This is a genomic window from Paenibacillus sp. FSL M7-0896 (genome assembly GCF_037975415.1).
In the GTDB taxonomy this organism is placed as follows: Bacteria; Bacillota; Bacilli; order Paenibacillales; family Paenibacillaceae; genus Paenibacillus_AQ; species Paenibacillus_AQ silagei.
Map to the genome: position 1 here is coordinate 3,356,505 of NZ_CP150250.1, position 21,008 is coordinate 3,377,512.

At 52.6% G+C, this 21,008-nt stretch carries 13 protein-coding genes; 10 read left to right on the plus strand and 3 right to left on the minus strand.

The genetic code is table 11. The annotated features are described in order from the left end of the window. Positions 1-8 precede the first annotated feature (8 nt). Together MKY12_RS14255 and MKY12_RS14260 are read right to left on the minus strand one after the other, a co-directional pair. Complete coding sequence (locus tag MKY12_RS14255; RefSeq protein WP_339314181.1) at positions 9-1,775, minus strand: histidine kinase; 1,767 nt, start codon at positions 1,773-1,775, stop codon at positions 9-11. After that, complete coding sequence (locus tag MKY12_RS14260; RefSeq protein WP_339314182.1) at positions 1,768-3,012, minus strand: response regulator; 1,245 nt, start codon at positions 3,010-3,012, stop codon at positions 1,768-1,770. The genes MKY12_RS14255 and MKY12_RS14260 overlap by 8 nt, the downstream gene beginning before the upstream one ends. A gap of 227 nt (positions 3,013-3,239) precedes the next feature. On the opposite strand from MKY12_RS14260, the gene MKY12_RS14265 reads away from it, so the two are divergent. From MKY12_RS14265 to MKY12_RS14290, 6 genes are all read left to right on the plus strand, one after another. After that, positions 3,240-5,414, plus strand: a complete 2,175-nt coding sequence (locus MKY12_RS14265; RefSeq protein WP_339314183.1) for an alpha-amylase family protein — start codon at positions 3,240-3,242, stop codon at positions 5,412-5,414. 67 nt (positions 5,415-5,481) lie between these two features. After that, on the plus strand, positions 5,482-7,647 hold the full coding sequence (locus tag MKY12_RS14270; protein ID WP_339314184.1) for a GH92 family glycosyl hydrolase: 2,166 nt from the start codon (positions 5,482-5,484) through the stop codon (positions 7,645-7,647). A gap of 211 nt (positions 7,648-7,858) precedes the next feature. Continuing rightward, positions 7,859-8,965: a hypothetical protein gene (locus MKY12_RS14275; RefSeq protein ID WP_339314185.1), complete on the plus strand. Its 1,107-nt coding sequence runs from the start codon at positions 7,859-7,861 to the stop codon at positions 8,963-8,965. Positions 8,966-8,990: 25 nt separating this feature from the next. Next, entirely contained in the window at positions 8,991-13,949 is a 4,959-nt protein-coding gene (locus MKY12_RS14280) for an S-layer homology domain-containing protein (protein WP_339314186.1), read from the plus strand. A gap of 185 nt (positions 13,950-14,134) precedes the next feature. Then, positions 14,135-14,509 carry a BlaI/MecI/CopY family transcriptional regulator gene (locus tag MKY12_RS14285; protein WP_209870719.1) on the plus strand — a complete coding sequence of 125 codons (375 nt, stop codon included), beginning with the start codon at positions 14,135-14,137 and terminating at the stop codon, positions 14,507-14,509. 3 nt (positions 14,510-14,512) lie between these two features. After that, positions 14,513-15,949, plus strand: coding sequence for a M56 family metallopeptidase (locus tag MKY12_RS14290; protein WP_339314187.1), 1,437 nt, complete (start codon positions 14,513-14,515; stop codon positions 15,947-15,949). A gap of 88 nt (positions 15,950-16,037) precedes the next feature. Here the strand turns inward: MKY12_RS14290 and MKY12_RS14295 are convergent, their stop codons facing one another. Next, positions 16,038-17,186 (minus strand): epoxide hydrolase family protein, encoded by a 1,149-nt coding sequence (locus tag MKY12_RS14295; protein WP_339314188.1) that lies wholly within the window; start codon positions 17,184-17,186, stop codon positions 16,038-16,040. A 202-nt stretch (positions 17,187-17,388) separates the two neighbouring features. On the opposite strand from MKY12_RS14295, the gene MKY12_RS14300 reads away from it, so the two are divergent. The 4 genes from MKY12_RS14300 to rd all read left to right on the plus strand — a co-directional run bounded on the left by MKY12_RS14300 (position 17,389) and on the right by rd (position 21,006). Further along, positions 17,389-18,093, plus strand: coding sequence for a class I SAM-dependent methyltransferase (locus tag MKY12_RS14300; RefSeq protein WP_339314189.1), 705 nt, complete (start codon positions 17,389-17,391; stop codon positions 18,091-18,093). A gap of 231 nt (positions 18,094-18,324) precedes the next feature. Next, entirely contained in the window at positions 18,325-19,563 is a 1,239-nt protein-coding gene (locus tag MKY12_RS14305) for an FprA family A-type flavoprotein (RefSeq protein ID WP_339314190.1), read from the plus strand. 16 nt (positions 19,564-19,579) lie between these two features. Continuing rightward, the gene (locus MKY12_RS14310; protein WP_339314191.1) at positions 19,580-20,791 is read left to right on the plus strand and encodes an FAD-dependent oxidoreductase; all 1,212 of its coding nucleotides are present in this window, start codon (positions 19,580-19,582) and stop codon (positions 20,789-20,791) included. A gap of 32 nt (positions 20,792-20,823) precedes the next feature. Continuing rightward, the gene (gene rd, locus MKY12_RS14315; RefSeq protein ID WP_076075525.1) at positions 20,824-21,006 is read left to right on the plus strand and encodes a rubredoxin; all 183 of its coding nucleotides are present in this window, start codon (positions 20,824-20,826) and stop codon (positions 21,004-21,006) included. The last annotated feature ends 2 nt before the right edge of the window (positions 21,007-21,008 follow it).

Consider the following 21,008-nt stretch of genomic DNA (forward strand, 5'->3'; position numbering starts at 1 on the left):
CCCTTATATCATTTAGACAACTCCTTCTTCAAGCGGATGGTCACGGTGGTGCCTTGCCCGGGAGTGCTGGAGATGCTGAGTCCGTATTGGGGACCATATTCCAGCTTAATCCGTTCGTCCACATTACGCAGACCGTATCCGCTCTGAAACAGCACATCCTCTTTGGCCTGGCTGAGTGTGGCCCCATTTGCGAATCCGACGCCGTCATCGGTCACCGTGAACCGGATCTCTTCCCCCAGGAGCTCGCCCTTAATCCAGATCCGGCCTGCGCCGCGCTTCTCGCTGATGCCATGTTTGATCGCATTCTCGGCAATAGGCTGGAGAATCAGCTTCAATATGCGGACGCCTTGCAGAGATTCATCCATCTGATATTCAACTCCGAACTTATCCGGGAACCGCATTTGTTCGACCGTCACGAAGCTCTGCACCAGACGGATTTCCTCTTCGACCGTGACGAACTTGTCCCCTTTATGCAGGCTGATCCGAAAAAAGGTAGCCAGGGAGGAAATCAGCCGTTCAATGTCCGGCTGCTTCTTCAGCCGGGCAATCCAGGCAATCGCATCCAAGGTGTTATATAGAAAATGAGGATTAATCTGCGATTGAAGCGCAGTTAGTTCGGCCTTGCGCTGCTTCTCCTTCTCCTCATCCTTCTCCAGCATCAATTGGCTGATCCGCTCCACCATTTGGTAATAGCTGTTCTCCAGTTGGCTAATCTCATCGACTTGTCCCCGCGGGTCATAGACAGCAGCCAGATCTTTTTTGCCAAAGAGCCCCAGCTTCTTCTTCAAATTCAGCAGCGGGCGGGTAATCTGCGCTGCCAGATAGAAGGACAGCAGGAGCAGCACAATGAAGGTTATGCTGGCGAACAGGAGCGCATTCCGGTTGCCCTTGACGATTCCCGCAAACAGCTTGTGGCTGGAGATCACGCTGGTGAATTCCCAGCTGACCCCAAGGCTCGCCAGCCGGGGATTCAGCGGATAGGTCGCAATGATATAAGTGTTGCCATTCTCCGACCAGGTGCGGTAGCCTTCTTCCTTACCCGGACGAATCGGGGCGCTCTCCTCCAGATAATTGCCCAGCAGCCGTTTGTCCGGATGGGAAACAATCCGGTTGCCGGACGTCAGGAAGGAGTAGCCGATGCCTGTGAAGCTGGAGGAATACAGCGCCGCCAAGGCCGACTCTCTGACATAAATAATCACGACACCGATATTCTGCCCCGTATTGAAGTTGCGGAACTGCTGTCCGAAGGGAATGTAGGCATTGCCTTCGCCATCGCGTTTGATCTCACCGACCACAGGCATACTGCTCTCCTGAATACGCTTGATGAACAGGGCCTCGGGTACCTCCAGCATCTGCTGCTTGGTCTGGTAAGAATAGAGCACATTGTCATTGGTATGGATGATAACATTGCCTGCCAGGTCATTATCGGCCAGCATATCGTCAATAATGGTTCCAATCCGCAATTCCTTGTCTGCCGCCGGGAGGTGGTCATTATTGATGATCTGATAGATATCACTGTTCACCAGAAACCGCAGGAACAGCATCTGGATGTCATCGGCCATCAGCTCCACGCTCAGTCCAATCTGGCGCTGCGTCTGAACGACATGGCGGTACAAGTCTTTTTGCAGATAGGTATAGGAGTAGAAATTGAAAATAACCAGCATCAGCACCAGATGCAGAGACAAGCCCGCTAACAGAACAATCACAATCCGGCCCTTGATCTTGAACCGCCGCAGCCGGGAATTCATCCATTTCTCCAAATTCGGCTTAACCATAGGTTTTCGCATATTCACTTGGCGGGATACCGGTCATTTTTTTGAAGATCTGGCTGAAATACTTGGAATCGGTAAAGCCGACCTGATTGCCCACCTCATAGACCCGGTACATCGGATTACGCAGCATACGCTTGGCTTCCTCGATGCGGTATTCCGTCAGACACTCGTAGAAGGTCTTATTCAGATCCTTGCGGAACAGATGCATCAGATGGGTCGGGCTCACGAATACCGCCGAAGCGACCCGCTCAACGGTAATATTCCCGGCATAATGCTCCCGGATAAAAGCGAGCGCTTCCCTGATTTCACGCCGGCAGCGCATTCCGGCCTCTTCCTCGGCATACAGCACGCGTTCAACACCAGTTAAGGCCCGCTGTGCGGCAAGTACAGCCTGCCGGTACGAGTCTGCGATTCTGTGCCAATCATTTTCAGGCTTGCCAATACCTATACTGAGCGGCTGCCCGAAGTGCTGCTGGCTCCATTCGGACAGCTGTTTGCCCAAGCTGCGGGCAGCATCACCGGCAGTGTTGATATCTCTGGTTCTGAGTACCATAACCCACTCCAGATGGCTGTCCCGGAAGAGGCAGAGGTGCTCCAAAGAATGCGCTTCCACGAAGTCCGCTGCGGCATCCTCCAGTGCTCCCGTTGCCTCGGCCGTCCGCTCCATGCCATTATCGGGAGGGAAGGCGAGAGATAGAGGCATGACAGCCTCTCCAGGTGCGAGCTCAAGGTTCAACAGCTTCAGCTTACCGGCTACAAATGCCTCATCCTGCAATTGGCCGTGCAGCAGATCCTGCCAGAATTGCTTGGAGATCGAAGCGATTTCCCCGTTCAGCTGGGAGTACCGCTTGGAATGCAGCTTCTTCTCCAGAATTTCTGTGCCGACACAGCGTACCGTATCTGCGAGTTCTTCTATATTTATGGGCTTCAGTAAATAGGTGGAAGCGCCATAACGCAGAGCGGCCTGCGCATATTGAAATTCATCATAGCCGCTAAGGACGACAATGCCCACCAGCATGTCCTGTTCGCGGATTTGCTCTATAAGCTCCAGACCATTCATGAACGGCATGCGGATATCCGTAATAATCACATCCGGGCGGTGCTGGAGGGCGAGCTCCAGGCCTTCTTCGCCATTGCTGGCTTCTCCAATGATCTCAACGCCGTATTCTGCCCAATCTATAGTTTGTGTGATGCCCATACGTACCAGGTATTCGTCATCGACTACAAGCGCTTTCAACATTAGCTTTCACCCCGTAGTAGTTTACTGTGTCTTACAGTCAGTATAAACATGAATTGTCTTTAAGAGTAGCCGTAAATAATCAGGTGGTCAGGATCGCAAACCGTTTCACAGGATTCCATCCTAACTTTCGTAAAATACACTGTGATAGACTTTAAGCGTGAATAAGCAGTAAGCGCTTTTATAGATGAAAGACTATCGAAATTGAACGCTTCAGGAGGAGTTACGTCATGCAAGATCCATTTGTTCCATTCGGGTTTCAATATTACCGTTCCCCAACCCCCTTCAAGGACCAATGGGAACAAGACCTCGGCAATATAGCCGGGCAGGGGTTCAATTGTGTGAAGTATTGGGTGCAGTGGCGGTCCAGCGTCTCCAGGGAAGGGACATTCGTGTTCGATGATATTCAGGAGTTGATGGATATAGCTCACCGGAATGGATTGAAGGTCATTTTGAATGTGATTTTCGATGTGGCTCCGGCCTGGTTCTACAGAAAATATCCGGATTCCAAAATGGTCACAGCTGACGGTTCCATTCTGGAGCCAAGAGCGATTAACTGCCGCCAGATTGGCGGAGCGCCAGGACCTTGCTATCATCATGCGCCAGCCGCTGCGGAGAAGGCACGCTTTCTGGAGGAGACCGTCAAGGCCTTCAAAGATCATCCGGCGCTCTGGGTATGGGATTTGTGGAATGAGCCGGAGCTGACTACGGGGATTAAGCGTGAGCTGTCTTTTGACAACCAGGTCTGTTATTGCAAGCATTCAATTCCGGCATTTCACGACTGGCTGATCCATAAATATGGTTCTCTGGAAGCGCTCAACGAATCGTGGCAGCGGACTTACGGGGACTGGGAGGAAGTGGAGGCACCGCGGGGCCAAGGCGTCTTCAACGATCTGATAGATTGGCGGCTGTTCATGTCGGACACGCTGACGGAGGAGCTGCGGAGGCGGGTACAAGTGGTGAAGTCGCTGGATGTGCAGCATCCGGTTATGGCTCATACGGTACCGGCGCCAATCTTCAATATGATTACGGCCGGTTCGGATGACTTCAAGCTGGCAGAGCCCTGTGATCTGACAGGCAACAGCCTGGGGTCTTCGGCATGGTCGGCTGATCTGCTGATCTCGGCTGCCAAGGGCAAACCGATTATTAACTCGGAAATTCACGCGCTGCCGGGCAATACAGCGATGAAGCCGCGCCAGCCGGATCTTCTGGAGATGAAACGGCATATTCTGACCCCGCTTGCCCGCGGCATCACCGGATATCTGTTCTGGCAATACAGGCCAGAGATATTGGGTCAGGAAGCTCCGGCCTGGGGCAGTGTCTATCTGGACGGCAGCGCTACGCCCTGGTACAAGGACATGGCACAGCTTAACAAGCTGGTACAGAGCAACAAGCGGGAGCTGATGCTGGCCAAACGCCGCGGGGACGGGATTGCCATTCTGTTCAGCCCGGAGAATCAGATTGCCAACTTCGCTGCGCATGATCATCTGGATACCTACAACGACTCCATACAAGGCGCCCATAAGCTGCTGCATGAGCTTAATTATAAAGTTGAGTTCCTGCATGAGTCTGATGTTACAGAGGAGTCACTGAAGCCATACCGCTGCCTGTGGATGCCTTATCCGCTCTACCTGAGCCGCAAATTGTGCGCCATCCTGCGTGTGTGGGTGGAGAACGGCGGAATTCTGATCTCGGAATGCTCCTTCGGTGCTCTTCAGGCAGAGAATGGCTGTCATAGCTATAACGTTCCGGGATACGGATTCGATCAAGTGTTCGGCGTCCGCGAGACCTGGATTCACTCTGCCGAGAATCTGGATCACAGCTATCATCAGGTTGCCTTCGAATCCCGGACGGCGATCCCGCTGCGGAATGTGATGGGGCATATCGGGGAAGGAGAGCTACCCTCAAGCGATCTGGCTCATGGTTCCTATTACAAATCGGATATCGGGCTGGAAGAACATGTGAAGGTGCTGGCCCAATTTACCGAAGACCTCATGCCTGCCTTAACCTGCGCCGATTACGGCACCGGACGCGCTGTATGGTTAGGCACCTTGCTTGCGGCTGCCTATTGGAAGGATGAGCATCCCGGTACGCTTCAGCTGGTACGGGATCTGCTGCAGCAGGAGCTGAAGCTGGAGACTTATGTGCAGGCAAGCGGTAAAGTCCGTGCGGATCTATCCGAATGGGGCGAAGGAACGGACCGGGGCGCATTTCTATATGTGCACAATGAAGGGCAAGAAGAGACCACGACTGAAATTAAGCTGCGTGCTGTGTATACCTCAGCCGAACCCTGGTTCACCGGCGGCCACGCGGAAATTTGGCCGACGGACAGGAAGGAGTCTGCAACAACCCGCCTGACTGTACAGATGCAAGCCGGGGATATTCAGGTATTCCGCTTAACTTAGAGCGGCAGAGGTACTGCTAGATATTATAGAGCCGGCCGGTGCGATCCGGCTTAAGGAGGGTATTGGTATGAAGTTATTAGATTATGTGAATCCCATGCAGGGAACAGAATCGGATTTCCGGTTTTCCAACGGAAACACACTGCCGCTTACAGCAATGCCGTTCGGTATGGCAGCTTGGTGCCCGCAAACCCATGAAGCGGGCGGCACCTGGTTCTTCCATCCCCGTCACCGCCACCTGGAGGGCATCCGCCTGACCCATCAGCCCAGTCCCTGGATCGGGGACTATGGACATCTGACGCTGTTGCCGCAGAGCGGGCCGCTGCTGCTCAGCCCTGGCGCACGCTCCTCCTCCTTCAAACCGGGGGAGATGCAGGTCTCCCCCCACTATTTCAGTGTACACTTGCAGCGTTACCGGACCCGGCTGGAGCTGACGCCCACCGAACGCTGTGCAGCGCTGAGAATAACTTATGATGAGCCGCACCAGAACAGGCTGATTATAGCGCCCCTGAAGGGGGAGTCACGTTTTGTCTTCCAGCCGGAGATGCGCAGAATTACCGGCTATACCAGAGGCCATACCGCCGGGGTACCCGATAACTTCGCCATGTATTTCGTCTTCCAGTTCGATACAGACCTGATCATGGAGGAGTCGGGCATCTTCAATGGAGATTATCAGCCGTTAGGGACATATGAAGGAACGGGAGAACGGCTGGGTGCCTATGCAGGATTAGCCCTGCCCGAATCCGGCGTTGCAGGGGTCAAGTGCGGTACCTCCTTCATCAGCGGGGAGCAGGCTCTGCTGAATCTGGAACGGGAGATTGGTGAATGCAGCTTCGGGGAGATCTTAAGCACAGCAGAGGCAAGCTGGGAAGAGCGGCTCAGCCGGATTACGGCAGAAAGCGCAGATGAAGAGAATCTCCGCACCTTTTACAGCTGCATGTACAGGGTCTGCCTGTTCCCCAGAACATGGCATGAATATAACGAGCAGAGCGAACAGATCCATTACAGCCCATTTAACGGCAGCATTTGCCAAGGTCCAATGTATTCAGATATCGGTCTGTGGGATGTATACCGTACGAGCCTCCCGCTGTACAGCGTTCTGTTCCCAACTCTACTGGGCGAGATTATGCAGGCGTGGACGCTGGCTTATGAAGAGAACGGCTGGCTGCCGAAGTGGCTGTCTCCGGGTGAACGCAGTGCGATGCCCGGGACACTGATTGATGCGGCAGCTGCGGATGCCATCGTCAAGGGAATCGGAGGCTTCAATGCGGAGCTGCTATATGAGGGCCTGCTGAAGCACGCAGACCATCCAGCTGCGGATGAGAGACTGGGCAGACGCGGACTTGAATTATATTTAGAGTATGGCTATCTGCCGCATGACCGGTTCCATGAAAGTGTAAGCAATACACTGGATTATGTGTACGGGGATTTCTGTATTGCCCAGATTGCCAGAACACTTGGCAAGATGGATGACTATGAGCGCTTCATGAGCCGTGCGCAGAATTACAAGCGGTTATTTGATCCGGAAGTCGGATTCATGAGAGGCCGTAATGAGGACGGCACCTGGCAAGAGGCTTTTGATCCTCTGCAATGGGGCGATCCCTTCTGTGAGGGCGGTGCCTGGCAGGGGAGCTGGGCGGTCCCCCATGACTTCCCGGGGCTGGCCGGACTGATGGGGGGAGAGCAGGCATTCATCCGCAAGCTGGACCAGCTAATGGCTGAAGAACCGGTATTCAAAGTAGGCTCCTATGGACAGGAAATTCATGAAATGTCGGAGATGGCTTCGGCCGGACTCGGGCAATTTGCCATCAGCAATCAGCCCAGCTTCCACATCCCTTATCTATTCTCCAGACTCGGGGCGTTGCCCACAACACAGTACTGGGTCCGCAAAACGATGGCCGGACAGTTCAGCAGCAGGATGGACGGGTTGCCCGGCGATGAGGATAACGGCAGCATGGGGGCCTGGTATATTTGGAGTGCCCTCGGCCTGTATCCGCTAAGTCCCGGCATTCCTGAGTACGTACTCGGCAGCCCCCTGTTTGACAAGGTTACCATCCAGCTTGAGAATGGGCGGCAATGGGTCATTGAAGCGGAGAATAATAGTCCCGCCAATGTATATAGTGCATCGGTTCACTGGAACGGTAAGCCATGGGAGCATCACTCCTTGCCGCATGACGAGATCATGAAAGGCGGAGTCTTAAGCTTCAATATGGTTCCGGGGCCTGCCCCACTATAAGAACCAGTCAAGGCAGTCCGGATATTCCAGGCTGCCTTTGTTCTACCTTATAGACGCTTCCAGCTAAGGAAGGAAGAACCAGACACTGCTGTCAAATCGTGAAATGGCAAACCATTTCGCAGGTTTCACTCCTGTCTTTTCACGAGCAATATGTCTAATATCGAAGGTGTTGAAAGCGCTTAACAGAAAAGCGGGGAGGAGAGATCAACCCATGGCTCAAAGGTTTCATTCCAAAAGGAAAGTGCTCGCCACTGTTCTGGCTGCATTAATCGCCGGAAGCCTGATAATGATTGGAGCAATGAGCACGGCAACGCCCGATGAAGCAGCTCCGCTTCTGATCGTCAATGGCCGTGAGGCCACTGCCGCTGAGTTCAACTGGCATCTTCAGCTGAACCGGGCGCTTACTGCCGATTATTTCATGAAGACTTATAATGCCGGTTATTCGGAGGACTTCTGGTTTACCGATTATTCCGGCGAGATTCCGCTGCAACGATGGATCAGGGACGCACAGACTCAGCTATTGACCAAGCAAGCAGAGCTGCAGCTTGCAGAGGAAGCTGGAGTGATATCAGACATCAGCTTTGAGGCATTCCTGATTGGAATGGAGCGCGAGAATATACGGCGGAGTCAGGCGGAAGTGAACAAGGAGGTGGTGTATGGTCCTAAGCATCTGGATGGACAGGCTTACTACAGCTATTACATGAGCAATCTTGAGGATGCAACGATTGATGCGATGCGCCGTAATGGCTCTATCGTCATCACTGCTGAACAGGAGAGACTGGAATATGAAGCCAATCTGGCTGCGAAATATTCCAGGCAGGGAACTATCCGTCTGGAATGGGTTACGCTGCCCTACGGACCGGAATCCGAATACAAAGATCAGAGCGGGGCCATGGACAGAATGAAAGACCTCCAGGCAACAGTACTGGCCGGAACAGAATCGAACGGAACCGAACTTACCGGAACAACTCTCCGTGAACAGGCGGACAAGCTTGGGGTCTATGCCCGCGAGCTAACCGTTACCAGCACCTCACGGCGGACAGCAGCGCTGGAGAATCCAATGGTGTTACTTGCTGCGGAGCAGCTTGCACAGGGACAGATGAGTAGCTTGATTGTAGAGAACAGGGCTGTCCACCTCCTGTACTGCCTGTCCGAAGCTGACCTTGAAGTTCTGCCGTTCGATCAGGTAAAGGATAAGATTGCACAGGATCTGGCACAGCAGAAGTTCAGAGCTCTTGTGGATCACAAGCGGTCCGAAGCCGTCGTGGAGTGGAATAAGCAAATGGCTGAGGATCTGGCACAGCAGGCGATTCAATAACAATTTAAGGAGGAATTACGCAATAATGTTGAAAAAACTGACAATAACCATACTTGCGCTGGTGATGATCTGCACAGCGATGCTCCCCGCAATGGGCGTCTCAGCCCATACTGAAGAGACGGTGACCAATGAATTCACGGCCCTTCCGGCAGAGGAGTTACGCTCGGAGAATTGGGTGATTGACAGCAGCAACCCTCAGTTCTTCAGCGGAGATGCTGACAGAATGGTCAGGACCTCAATGGATGCCGGATATGCAGTCTATCCAATGACAGGCATCCAGTCGTTCTCGCTTCAAACGTATTATTTCTCCGGCTCAACCGCCGTAGTGAAGTTCTACGGATCAGCGGATGCCGCAGACTGGACGGAGCTTCCGGCCGTCAATGACAGTCCGGCGGCGACCGGTTCGGGCTGGTACGGAACCATGTATACACCATCAGGAGTACTGCCGGATGGTGTTAATTACCTCAAAATTGAAGTCAGCGGCGATCTCGATACCTGGATGATGCAGCTCGGCAGCCTTAATCTCTCCAATGTATCCTTAGCTCCGATAACGTTGAACGATGAGCTGGACGATGTCTCACAGCTCTCCGCATACAGCGATAACTGGACCATGGATACCAGCAATCCCGATTATTTTGGCGGAGATGCTTCCCGGGCGGTAAGAACGGCAGAATCCGCTGAATTTATCGTATACCATCTGCATAACCTGCAGTCCTTCAAAGCCCGCCTGCATTCCTTTGCCGGCTCCAGCGGAAGCATCAAGTTCTACGGTTCGGCGGATGCCTCCGGCTGGGCGGAACTGGCCGCTGTTCAAGATGCTCCCCAGTCTACGGGTGATGGAGCTTGGACAGGGAGCAATTATACGCCTGCAGAGGTTATTCCACCTGGCATTCATTATCTGAAAATCGAACTAAGCGGTGATTCCGCCCCCTGGCAAATGCAGCTAGGCTCGGTCTCCTTATCCAATAGAACGCAGGGAGGCGGCGGAAGCAGTGGCGGAGACGGGGATTATTACGTCGATGCCCTTACAGGCAGCGATAGTAATGACGGGCGAACACCGGAGACGGCGTGGAAGACATTTAGCGTGGTCAATCAGACTACCTTTGAGGCCGGTGACCGGATCTTGCTGAAGAAGGGCGGCATCTGGAACGAACAATTATATCCCAAAGGCAGTGGAACGGACGAGAAACTGATCACTATCGGTGCATACGGCACCGGAAGCAAGCCGGTTATTAATGGCGGTGGTATGGCCGGCGGGGCCGTATATTTACGCAATGCCTCGAATTGGATGATCCGCGATCTGGAGGTTACCAACTATGCCTCCGAGAGGGGAACGGTCTACCGCGAAGGGATTATGGTAGAGAACGCCAATGGAGGAATCTTAAGAAATATACACATTAAGGATAACTATGTGCATGATGTATCCAGCAGCTTCCGCTATCCTACCGTATCCGGGGCCGAAGGAGGTCCGCATGCGTTCGGCGGCATCTCTGTCTATGTCGGAGGAACAACGGGTACTGACAAGTTCGACGGGGTATGGATCGAAGGCAACACGGTGGAACGGATCGGGCGTACCGGGATTGTGGTATGGGATCAGCGGTTCAACGGAACGGATTATGCTACGGTCAATGTCACCATCCGCGGGAACTATGTTAAGCAGGCGGACAGTGACGGCATTCTCACCTTTGGTGTGAATGGGGGATTGATTGAACATAACATTGCAGAGGAAGGAGGGAACTATTCCGAGGAAGGTGAATTTAACGGCTCCGCCGCGATCTGGCCGACCCGGGGCCGGAATAACGTTGTACAGTTCAATGAGTCCTTCAACACGAACAAGCCGGAAGGCGACGGCCAGGGCTTCAATCTGGATATTGATACCATAGACAGTGTGGTTCAATATAATTACAGCCATGGCAACAAAGGCGGATTCATGCTTTTCGTCGATGCGCGTTTGACTCCGGGGGTGCTGACAGGCTCCTCTAACAATGTGGTGCGCTACAATATCAGCCAAAATGATCTGACGCACACCTTCAACTTCGCGGGCGGGGTTACGCCGGATACACAAATCTATAATAATACAATCTATATCGGAGCAGGGCAGAACACCAGAATTATCGACCATGAATGGGATGACGGCGGCAATATCAACGCTCCCTATTCCTTCAAGAATAATCTGGTCTACAACCTTGGACAGGGAGGATATAATCTGCCGGGGGTGAACGGCACCTTCGATCATAATCTGCTGTATGGCAACCATCCTGCAAGTGAGCCGGAGAATGCTAATTCCATCACAGCGAATCCGCTGCTTGTCGCCCAAGGCAGCGGCGGTACCGGCTGGAACACGGTGGACGGCTATAAGCTGAGAGACAACTCGCCTGCACTCGGGACCGGAGCTGTTATTGCCGACAATGGTGGACTGGATTACTGGGGCAATGCCGTGTCAGCGGATGCTCCGCCGAATATCGGAGCGTATAACGGTCCCGGACTTGATCCGGCAACGCTGCCTGAAGCACCCATAGATGATCTGCGGCTGTATTATGAAGGCCTGAAGATTGTCCCGCATATTAAGGACGGAAGCGGTGGCGGGATATCGCTTCAGCTTCAATTCACGAACAGCTCGGCCGCAGACCCTCTCGTCATTAAGAAGATTACCTGGTCTATCGGTGAAGGCAAAGAGCAGATTACCGGCAGCGAATCGAAGTTGCCTGAGATCGCACCGGGCAGCCAATTCCCTTATTCCATTCCACTGCCGGGATTCTCTGAAGGCGTGAACTATCCTCTGGAGCTGACCGTTGATCTGGAGGGTTACGAGGATGTCCACGTGAAGCGGAATATAGATATTAACCGGATGCCGAATCAGTCGGACACAGGCAGACCGGCGCTGATTGATCTTGCAGACGGAACGCCTCTACTGACGGGGTACACTGGTGTGGATGATCTGAGTGGAATCGCACAGCTGCGCTGGGCTAAGGATCAGCTGTATTTGACAGCCGATATCCGTGATGATGTATTCACTCATAAGGCTTCCGGAATTAATATCTGGCAGAATGACAGCATCCAGTTCAGCCTTGCTCCCGGTGTACCGGGAGACAGCCAGTCCTGGTATGAATACGGGATCTCTCAGACCCCGGAGGGTCCGCAGATTTACCGTTGGTTGTCCATGAAAGGGGCAGCAACGGGAATATTGACCACAGGAACGCTCAAGGTGACCAGAGATGAGCAGAATAAGGTAACCTCCTATGCCCTGGCACTGCCCTGGAGCGAAGTCAGCCCGGTCCGGCCAGCGCCGGGTGAAGTCTTGAGCTTCTCGATGCTGGTCAATGATAATGACGGAGCAGGCCGCAAGGGTTATATCGAATGGGGCTCAGGCATTGGCGGTGTGAAGGACCCGACTCTCTTCCGCACCTTTCAGCTGATGAATACCGGCGGGGAAGAAGAGCCGGAGCTGAGCAGCAATGCCGATTTGAGCCGGTTGAGTATTGACGGTACAGATATTTCAGGGTTCGAGCAGGATAAGCTGAATTACACCATCAACCTTCCTTTTTCCAAGACTGAGGTGATTGTAACAGGGACGCCTGCTCATGCCGGGGCCACAGTGACAGTAACAGGCGGGAGCGGGCTTCAGGTAGGAGACAACAGGATTGATATCAAAGTGACTGCTGCCGACGGAACTACTTCCAAGACTTACACCGTAAATGCGGTTCGGAGCGGGGACAACGCGGGAACGGATACGCCTGAACCTACGCCCGGCAGCAATAACGGCAACAATAACGGCAACAGTAATAATAACAGCGGTGGAAGCAGTGAAGGTACTCCCGGCACAGTAGGTGGTGAGATCATTACTCATTCACCGGGACTCCTTCAGGTACAAGCTGAACCGGGAGCCGATGGAATCATTCACGCGCAGCTTCGGGACGGAGAGATCCGGCAAGCCATGGATGGTGTGCAGAGCGGAGCACTGGTGCTTAAGCTGGCAGCAGAGAATGCTATGACCAAAGGAAGTGCTTTTCAACTACCGGTAAAAGAGCTGAAGGATCATGTAACCTCGCTGACCATACAAGCTGGCGGAGTGACCTTAACGATTCCCGTGGCTTCTCTGGTAGATAGTATTCCTGAGGGTTCCCAAAAGCTGGAGCTTTCCGTTCATGTTGCAGATACTTCACAGCAGCCAGCGGACATGAATAAGCAATGGACAACGTATTCCTTACACCGGGTCTCTCTGACCGTGGACGGACAGCAAATAGAAAGACTACGCGGGTCTGCATCCATGAAGGTATCCGTTGCACACAACTTGAAGCCGGGAGAAGCGTCGCATCAAGCTATCGCCTATTCCGTCACTGGTGGAGGGCAAACCGAAGTGATTAAGAACTCTAAATATGTAGCAGGAGCAGGCGGCATTACATTTACAACACCAAATTTTGGCCTCTATGGCACTGCCAATGCAGGGGTTCACTTCTCCGATACGGACTCTAGTAACTCCATCATCCTGGAGGCATTGGCTGCTCGTGGCCTGGTTCGCGGTACAGGGGAGGGCAAATATGAACCTGACCGGCAGATCACCAGGGCAGAATTCATTCAACTGCTGGTATCCGCACTGGAGCTTCAAGGAGGGAATAACCAAGGGAAGTTCAAGGATGTCACTCCAGGTGCCTGGTACTACCAAACCGTTACTACGGCTCAGGCTTTAGGTGTTGTTAACGGGCGGAGCGAGGACTTCTTCGGTGCAATGGAGCCGGTTACCCGCCAGGAGATCGCTGTTATGCTGTTCCGCGCTATGCGTCTGAACGGACCGCAGCCGGAGGCTTCCAGCCCTGCCGCGTCCTTTACGGATCACAAGCAAATCGGAGCGTACGCTCTGGAAGCAGTTAACTATCTGCGGCAGACCGGTATCATCAAGGGCTATGGTGACGGTACTTACAAACCGCAGGGTTTGACCACGCGTGAAGAGGCTGCAGCGGTAATATACAGAATCATGGGATTGTGATTTCATTCTAGTGGAGGCTGCTGGGATTTCCCGGCGGTCTTTTACTGCTTCAGTTCAATTTGATAATCTCTAGACGGATTGCAGCTATACATTTGACTAACCACTACATTATGTAGTAGATTATAACTACTACGTAGTGTAGTAATAATGTTATGGACGCATAACAGACATATGAGGTGTTCACGGTGAACAAGATTCAAAAGCTATCGGATACAGAGTTAGAGTTAATGGAAGCCATTTGGGCGAGTACGCCGCCAGTCACTTCAACGGAGCTGCTGAACCTGTTCGCGCATAAGGGAAGGGACTGGAAGGCGCAGACGATATCTACCTTTTTGTCACGGTTAGTGGATAAGGGGTTTCTGACGGCTACCCGGCATGGGCGGCTGAACAAATATGTGCCCGGCATTTCGCCTGAGGACTATAAGCTGGTGGAGACTCAGCATGTCCTGGACGGGCTGTATCAGGGTTCGGTCAAGAACCTGATCTCTGCCATGTATGACGGCGACAAGCTGTCGGACCAGGATATTGACGAGCTGAAGCAATGGTTCTCGGAAAAGTAGGTGATGACGATGAACACTCTGCTGAATCTTCTGATTTCACTAACCGTTGCCGGAAGTGTAGTAACCATCAGCATCTACGCACTGGGGAGGTTATCGACCGGACATTTCCCGGCCCGATGGCGTTACAGACTCATTAAGCTGGCCTTAGTCTTTTATTTATTCCCTATAGCTCTGATCCTGCCGTGGTTATCCCAACACCTAAGCGCGCCGCGTGTAGCCACAAGTGTACAGAATCTCCAGAGTGGGGGGCTAACCGGGGATGTAGCGGAATCTCTGCAGCCTGCTCTAGCACTTACCGCAAGTACCGCATATATCCTGTTAGGGATCTGGGCAGCAGGTGCCGTCATTTTTGCCGCCTGGCAAGGGTATGCGTACCGCAGGTTTACCAGAGTACTTAAGCGTAACCGTACCTTGGTACCGGAGAATAGTGAACCAGCCAAGATGCTAAGGAGCATCAAGGAGGAGCTTGGCCTCACATGTAGCGTGAAGCTAGCGTACAGTTCTGTCGCACGCAGTCCTTTTCTGGCCGGTCTATGGAGACCGTCGATCTATTTGCCTATACAGAGTCATGCCAATCTGGATATGGAGATGGTCCTGCGCCATGAATTGGTTCATCTGAAGCGGAAGGATCTGTGGATCAAAGCTGCACTGCTTGTAGTCCGTACATTACATTGGTACAACCCGCTAGTTCACACGGTTCGTCATGAGCTTCATACCTGGAGCGAGCTGACCTGTGATCAGGAAGTGGTGCAAGAGATGTCTCATGCCGACCGCAAACGTTACGGCGGGACGATTCTGAATGTCATGGCAGGGCCCACCAGTCAACCCGGAGCCTTCTACGCCTCATTATCCGGTGACGGCAAACAATTACAAAGGAGATTAACCCATATGCTTAACGTCAAAAAACTAAACAGACAGACCCTCTTCCTATCGGTTACCGCAGCCCTGTTAATTGCAGGGATCGGCACCTCTACGGCGGCATTGGCCTCCAAGATGACACCGCAAGTAGTCGCCGACTCGGAGTATACTTCTTCTGAGAATGCCGCTTCCGAAATTGCAGCTTCTACAGTGCCCGAAGGTAAAATAACCGAGCCAGCCAAAGTATCTGGAACCCAGCCTGCCGAGAGCAGCACCATCCCCGCCCAGAAATATAAAGCAGGACAACTTGTTGCTGGGCCAGCTGAATCTGATGATTCTGCAACGGTTCCCGCTGAGCAGTCTCCAGGATCTGCTCAAGCAGAGATAATTGCCCAGCCGCTGCCTGAGCTTGTACCAGCCCCTGCTGAAGGTGCTCCCGTAACGATGCCGAAAGCAAGCGCTGTCCAATCTGATTCCGGGCTTGCCCCTGCACCAGTCCCTGACCAGAAAGAGGCCATTGTAGAGGCACTTCCCGAGCTGGTGCCGGCTCCTGCTGAGATCGTTCCAGCACCGGCAAAGTAAACATCCTGCATTCAACCGCCGGTATATAATCACAGCCAGGGGCAGCTTCCCAAGCGGAGGCTGCCCCAGTTTTTTTCACAAGCACGTTCTAATCCCTGAAAGGTCTGAAGAATTCACGGATGTCATCCGCCAGCGGTCCCGGATCTTCCATCGCTGTGAAATGTCCGCCGCGGGGCATCGTGGTCCACCGTGTAATATTCAGATTGCGTTCAGCCCATGCTCTGGGCGGCAGGCAGACATCTCCAGGGTAGAGAGCTACCGCAGTAGGCACCTCAATAGGTCCTAAGGGCGGCAAAGTATGCGTATTCTCATAATACAGATTTGCAGAAGAGCCTGCCGTATTCGTAACCCAGTAGATCATAATATTCGTGAGCAATTCATCCTCACTGAAGCTCTGCCGCAGATCGCCCTTGCAATCACTCCATGCCCGGAATTTCTCGATGATCCAAGCCGCCAGACCCACAGGGGAGTCGGTAAGCCCGTAAGCAATCGTCTGCGGCTTCGTCGACTGAATCTGCATATATCCGCCTTCCTCGGCGATCCATTGTGAGGTGTTTCGGATATACAATTGTTCCTCTTCCGTCAGCCCCGATTTATCCTGCACCGTTAGCAGATTCTTGATCAGGCCGATGTCAGTTAGGTGGATTCCGCTTAGCAACTCAGGACGGTTGAAGGCCAGATACCGGGTCACACCGGAGCCGATATCTCCGCCTGCCGCAGCGAATTTGCGGTACCCGAGATGCTCGGTCATTAATATGGCCCATAGCCCGGCTATGTTGGAATTGTTAATTCCTTTACGCTGCAGTCCATTTGAGAAGCCGAACCCGGGGACAGAAGGGATAATGACATCGAAGGAATCTTCGGGATTCCCGCCGTAGCTCGCCGGATCTGTAAGCATGGGAATGATTTTCTCGTAGCGCAAGAAGCTGTCCGGCCATCCGTGGGTGAGGATCAGCGGGTGGGGATTAGGACCTTTGCCGCGTTCATGCACAAAATGGATATCCAGCCCTTCCACCTTGCAGCGGTAATGCGCCAGCTTGTTCAGCTCCGCTTCCCGGGCCCGCCAATCGAACTGATCCCGCCAATAGGCAATAAGAGACTTCAAATATGCCTGATCTGTCCCCCTGTCCCAAGCAGCTTCCTCGAACATCCCAGGCCAGCGGACATGCTCCAGTCTGTATCTCAGATCCTCCAGAACTTCATCGGCAACATGAATTTGATAACGTTCAACTGTCATTACAATCGCTCCTTAAGTGGAATAACTTCAGTACCAATGGGATAACTATATCACCTTGAGTAATGTTAGACATAGCAAGCTAACCAGGAATATATCTCATCAAAAGTGTGAAGCTGAATGCTTGAGAAGAAGCTGTTAGAGGAAAATACTCTTCACTGGAGAATTACTTTGTGGACGGAATCAAAGATTACGAGGTGAGGGAATGGATAGAATAACCAATATAAGAGTGGAAGAGAAGAAATATCATGATCAATGTTATGATACTTACGATTTATTCGAGCCAGGCTCCTGGCTGCACAAACCCGTTACTACAGTTATTAATCTTATTAATCAGTATAAGGATCAAGAATACATAAGCATACTGGATCTGGGAGCTGGGGTTGGCCGGAACAGCATTCCGATTGCTGAATCGATTAAGCCTAGGAATGGAAAAGTGGTATGTGTAGACCTGCTGGAATCAGCCACAGCGAAGCTGAAGAGTTACAGTCAGCAGTTCGGTGTCGAGTCTTACATTGTACCCATTCTATCTGATATTGAACACTTTTCTATTGAGCCAGATGAGTATGATATTATCGTAGCCGTATCTTCATTGGAACATGTGAGGTCGGCACAGGTACTGGAGCAGAAACTGAGTGAAATGAATTCCGGGACAAGAGCAGGAGGGGCGAATTGCATTATTATCGCGTCCAATATCCGGGAAATGCTTCTAGAGAATAAGCAAGAGCTGGACCCCATGTTTGAAGTAAATCTGTCTACTGAAAGAATGATCGAACTATTGAAACAGCAGTTTGCCGGATGGGAGATAGAGCAGCTGATCGTAAAATCCTTAGCTTTTGAGATTAACAGAGACGGGCAGCCCGTCAAGCTAACCTCTGATTGCATAACCTTTGTCGCCAAGAAAAGCTGATCTTATAGAGAGCGGCTTTTTTGATTAATATGAGAGCAAATTAAAGTTTTCCTCCCCGCCTGTGACCACACGCACCCCTTTTTCTGCGGAATCGGCTACATTAAGAGTAGGCCAAACGAAAGCTTTCACAAACTTTCGAAATTTGATTTGAATCCTCCTTTTTAAGCAGCTGGCGTAATAGAATGAGGTTGCTGATAAGGATTATCAATCAAATATTGGAGGCTAATACAAATGAGTACACAAACCAGACAAATCGCCGAAGGCATCCACTGGGTAGGCAAAATAGACAATCGTGAAGTCCCGTTCCACCGCCTGATTCTCGCCAAAGGCACCACCTATAATTCCTATCTCCTCAAAACCGGCAAGCCGACCGTAATCGATACGGTGGATATGGAATTCGGCCGCGAATATGCCGAGTGTCTCGCCGGAATGATTGATCTCATGGATATTCATTACATCGTCATTAACCATACGGAGCCTGACCACTCCGGCGGACTGGCGGCACTGGCGGCACAGGCACTGAATGCTACGATTGTCTGCACCGAGATCGCTGTACCGGAGCTGCAGGAGATGTATAAGCTGCACAGCCGCAACTTTCTGGTGGTGAAGGACGGAGACACCCTGGATATCGGCGGCAAAACCCTGCTGTTCAAAGAAACACCGTACCTCCACACCGCAGAGACGATGATTACATACTGTGTGGAAGACAAGATCCTGTTCCCCTGCGATATTTTCAGTACGCATGTGGCAGCTGCGCATCTGTTCAGCGATGAAGCAGGCTTCGATATCACTGAAGATTACAAAGGCTATTATGCAGCGATTATCCACCCGCACAGAAGATATGTAAGAACGCTGCTGGAAGCCGTGAAGGATCTGGAGATCCGCATGATTGCACCCTCCCACGGGTTCCTGATCCGCGAGGACATTCCTAAGTTCATCGGGCTGTACGCTACAATGAGCCGGGAGACCACCCAGGGCAAGAAGGCTGTTATTGTCTATACCACCATCAAGAACAGCACGAAGAAGATGGCCGCGATCATTGAGAATTGCCTGAAGGAGAACAATATTGAGACTGAAGTCTGGAACGCAGATAAAAGCAGCACCGCAGACATCCTGCACAGCATCGAATCGGCAGACGCCGTCTTCATCGGCAGCTCCACGAAGTATGCGGATATGATCGGGAACCTGGAGGAAGTGCTGAAGGGCATGCAGGAGATGAATCTGGAAGGTAAGCTGGCTACGGCATTCGGCTCCTACGGCTGGAGCGGAGAAGCGATCGAGGTCATTCAAGATTATCTGAACGGAACGAACATGACTGTACAGAGCACCTCTGAGGTTATCAAAACCACCGGCATGACCCATGTGGAGTTCCCCGTACGGGTAAGATTCTCCCCAAGAGAGCCTGAGAAGGTCCAGAAGATTAAGCATGCAACCGAATTTGTCTCGGATCTGCTGCTCAGTTCAATCTAGGGAGGAGGAAGCGAACATGACGAAGCATTACGTAATCGTTGGGGGCGGTGTAACCGCCGTCCATGCCGCCAAAGCGATCCGTGATCAGGACGCGGATTCGGAAATCTCGATCATCGGGGAAGAGAGCGGCCTGCCGTATAACCGGATCAAGCTGACCAAGGGCATGTTCACCGACTTGCACAGCGAGAAGGTACTGATCAAGAAGGAGAAATGGTACCGCGATAACCGCATCACCGTACAGTCGTCCACCCGCATCGTGTCCATCCACCCGGAGCGCCATACCGTAGAGACAGAGGACGGCCAGTGCGTGGAATATCATAAGCTGCTGCTCTGCATGGGAGCGAAGAACCGCGCATTAACCATCCAGGGTGCCGGACTTGCCAATGTACACAGCATCCGTGAGCTAGCTGACGCAGACCGGCTGAAGGACAGTCTTAAGGAAGGCAGCCGCGTAACTGTCATTGGCGGAGGGGTGCAGGGAATCGAGACCGCCTGGGCGCTTCATGAAGCAGGGTATACGGTAACTGTGGTTGAATACGCACCTGCCCTGATGGGCAGACAGCTCGACAGCTACTCTTCCAAGCGTCTGCAAAAGACCCTTGAGCAATCCGGGGTGAAGGTGATTCTTCAAGAGGGTGTGACTTCCATAGAGGGGACAGAGGTTGTCACCGGGGTTACGCTGAATGACGGCACGCACTTCCCTTGTGACCACGTGGTCTACTCCATTGGGATTGTTCCGAATACTGCTCTGGCAGACGGATCGGAGATTGAGGTCCGCAGCGGCATTATTGTGGACGAACATCTGCAGACAAGTGCTCCGAATATCTATGCAGCGGGTGACGTTGCCGAGTTCGGTAGACTGGTGGAAGGCCTGTGGGGCGGAGCGATGGAACAGGGCAAGATCGCAGGGAGCAATATGGCTGAAGCCCGGAGTGTATACCGCAGAGCGGTTCCGGTGACCCTGTTCAATGCGTTCGGGGTGTCCTTGTTCTCCATCGGCAACACCGATGAGCGGAATTGCGATGAGTCGGTATGCGGTGAAGAGAATGGGGCGTATACACGGATTTTTGTGAAGGATCATGTCATGGTCGGGGCGTTGTCCTGGCAGGGTGCTGCGGCTTCGCTGGCTTACAAGGCGGCTGTTGAGCAAGGCGTCCGGCTGAGTGGTAGTGCTGACGGCAAGAGCATCGAAGAGATTATAGCGGAAGCGCAGGCTGTATTGAATTAATTCACTAACCACAATAACAGGAGCTGATTACGATGAAAAAATATATCTGTACCCCTTGCGGCTACATATACAACCCGGCGGTAGGCGATCCCGATGAGGATGTCGCAGCTGGCACAGCCTTTGAAGATTTGCCTGAAGACTGGGTCTGCCCGGTCTGCGGGGAGGACACCAGCCACTTCGTTCCGGTTGAAGAGAAGAACACAATTGCCCATTAGAG

What these genes read in the sequence shown, in the direction of transcription:
- MKY12_RS14305 (WP_339314190.1), top strand. Translation starts at nt 18,325, where the DNA reads ATGAGTACACAAACCAGACAAATCGCCGAAGGCATCCACTGGGTAGGC.
- MKY12_RS14260 (WP_339314182.1), bottom strand. Translation starts at nt 3,012, where the DNA reads ATGTTGAAAGCGCTTGTAGTCGATGACGAATACCTGGTACGTATGGGC.
- MKY12_RS14280 (WP_339314186.1), top strand. Translation starts at nt 8,991, where the DNA reads ATGTTGAAAAAACTGACAATAACCATACTTGCGCTGGTGATGATCTGC.
- rd (WP_076075525.1), top strand. Translation starts at nt 20,824, where the DNA reads ATGAAAAAATATATCTGTACCCCTTGCGGCTACATATACAACCCGGCG.
- MKY12_RS14290 (WP_339314187.1), top strand. Translation starts at nt 14,513, where the DNA reads ATGACGATGAACACTCTGCTGAATCTTCTGATTTCACTAACCGTTGCC.
- MKY12_RS14265 (WP_339314183.1), top strand. Translation starts at nt 3,240, where the DNA reads ATGCAAGATCCATTTGTTCCATTCGGGTTTCAATATTACCGTTCCCCA.
- MKY12_RS14255 (WP_339314181.1), bottom strand. Translation starts at nt 1,775, where the DNA reads ATGGTTAAGCCGAATTTGGAGAAATGGATGAATTCCCGGCTGCGGCGG.
- MKY12_RS14295 (WP_339314188.1), bottom strand. Translation starts at nt 17,186, where the DNA reads ATGACAGTTGAACGTTATCAAATTCATGTTGCCGATGAAGTTCTGGAG.
- MKY12_RS14270 (WP_339314184.1), top strand. Translation starts at nt 5,482, where the DNA reads ATGAAGTTATTAGATTATGTGAATCCCATGCAGGGAACAGAATCGGAT.
- MKY12_RS14300 (WP_339314189.1), top strand. Translation starts at nt 17,389, where the DNA reads ATGGATAGAATAACCAATATAAGAGTGGAAGAGAAGAAATATCATGAT.
- MKY12_RS14310 (WP_339314191.1), top strand. Translation starts at nt 19,580, where the DNA reads ATGACGAAGCATTACGTAATCGTTGGGGGCGGTGTAACCGCCGTCCAT.
- MKY12_RS14275 (WP_339314185.1), top strand. Translation starts at nt 7,859, where the DNA reads ATGGCTCAAAGGTTTCATTCCAAAAGGAAAGTGCTCGCCACTGTTCTG.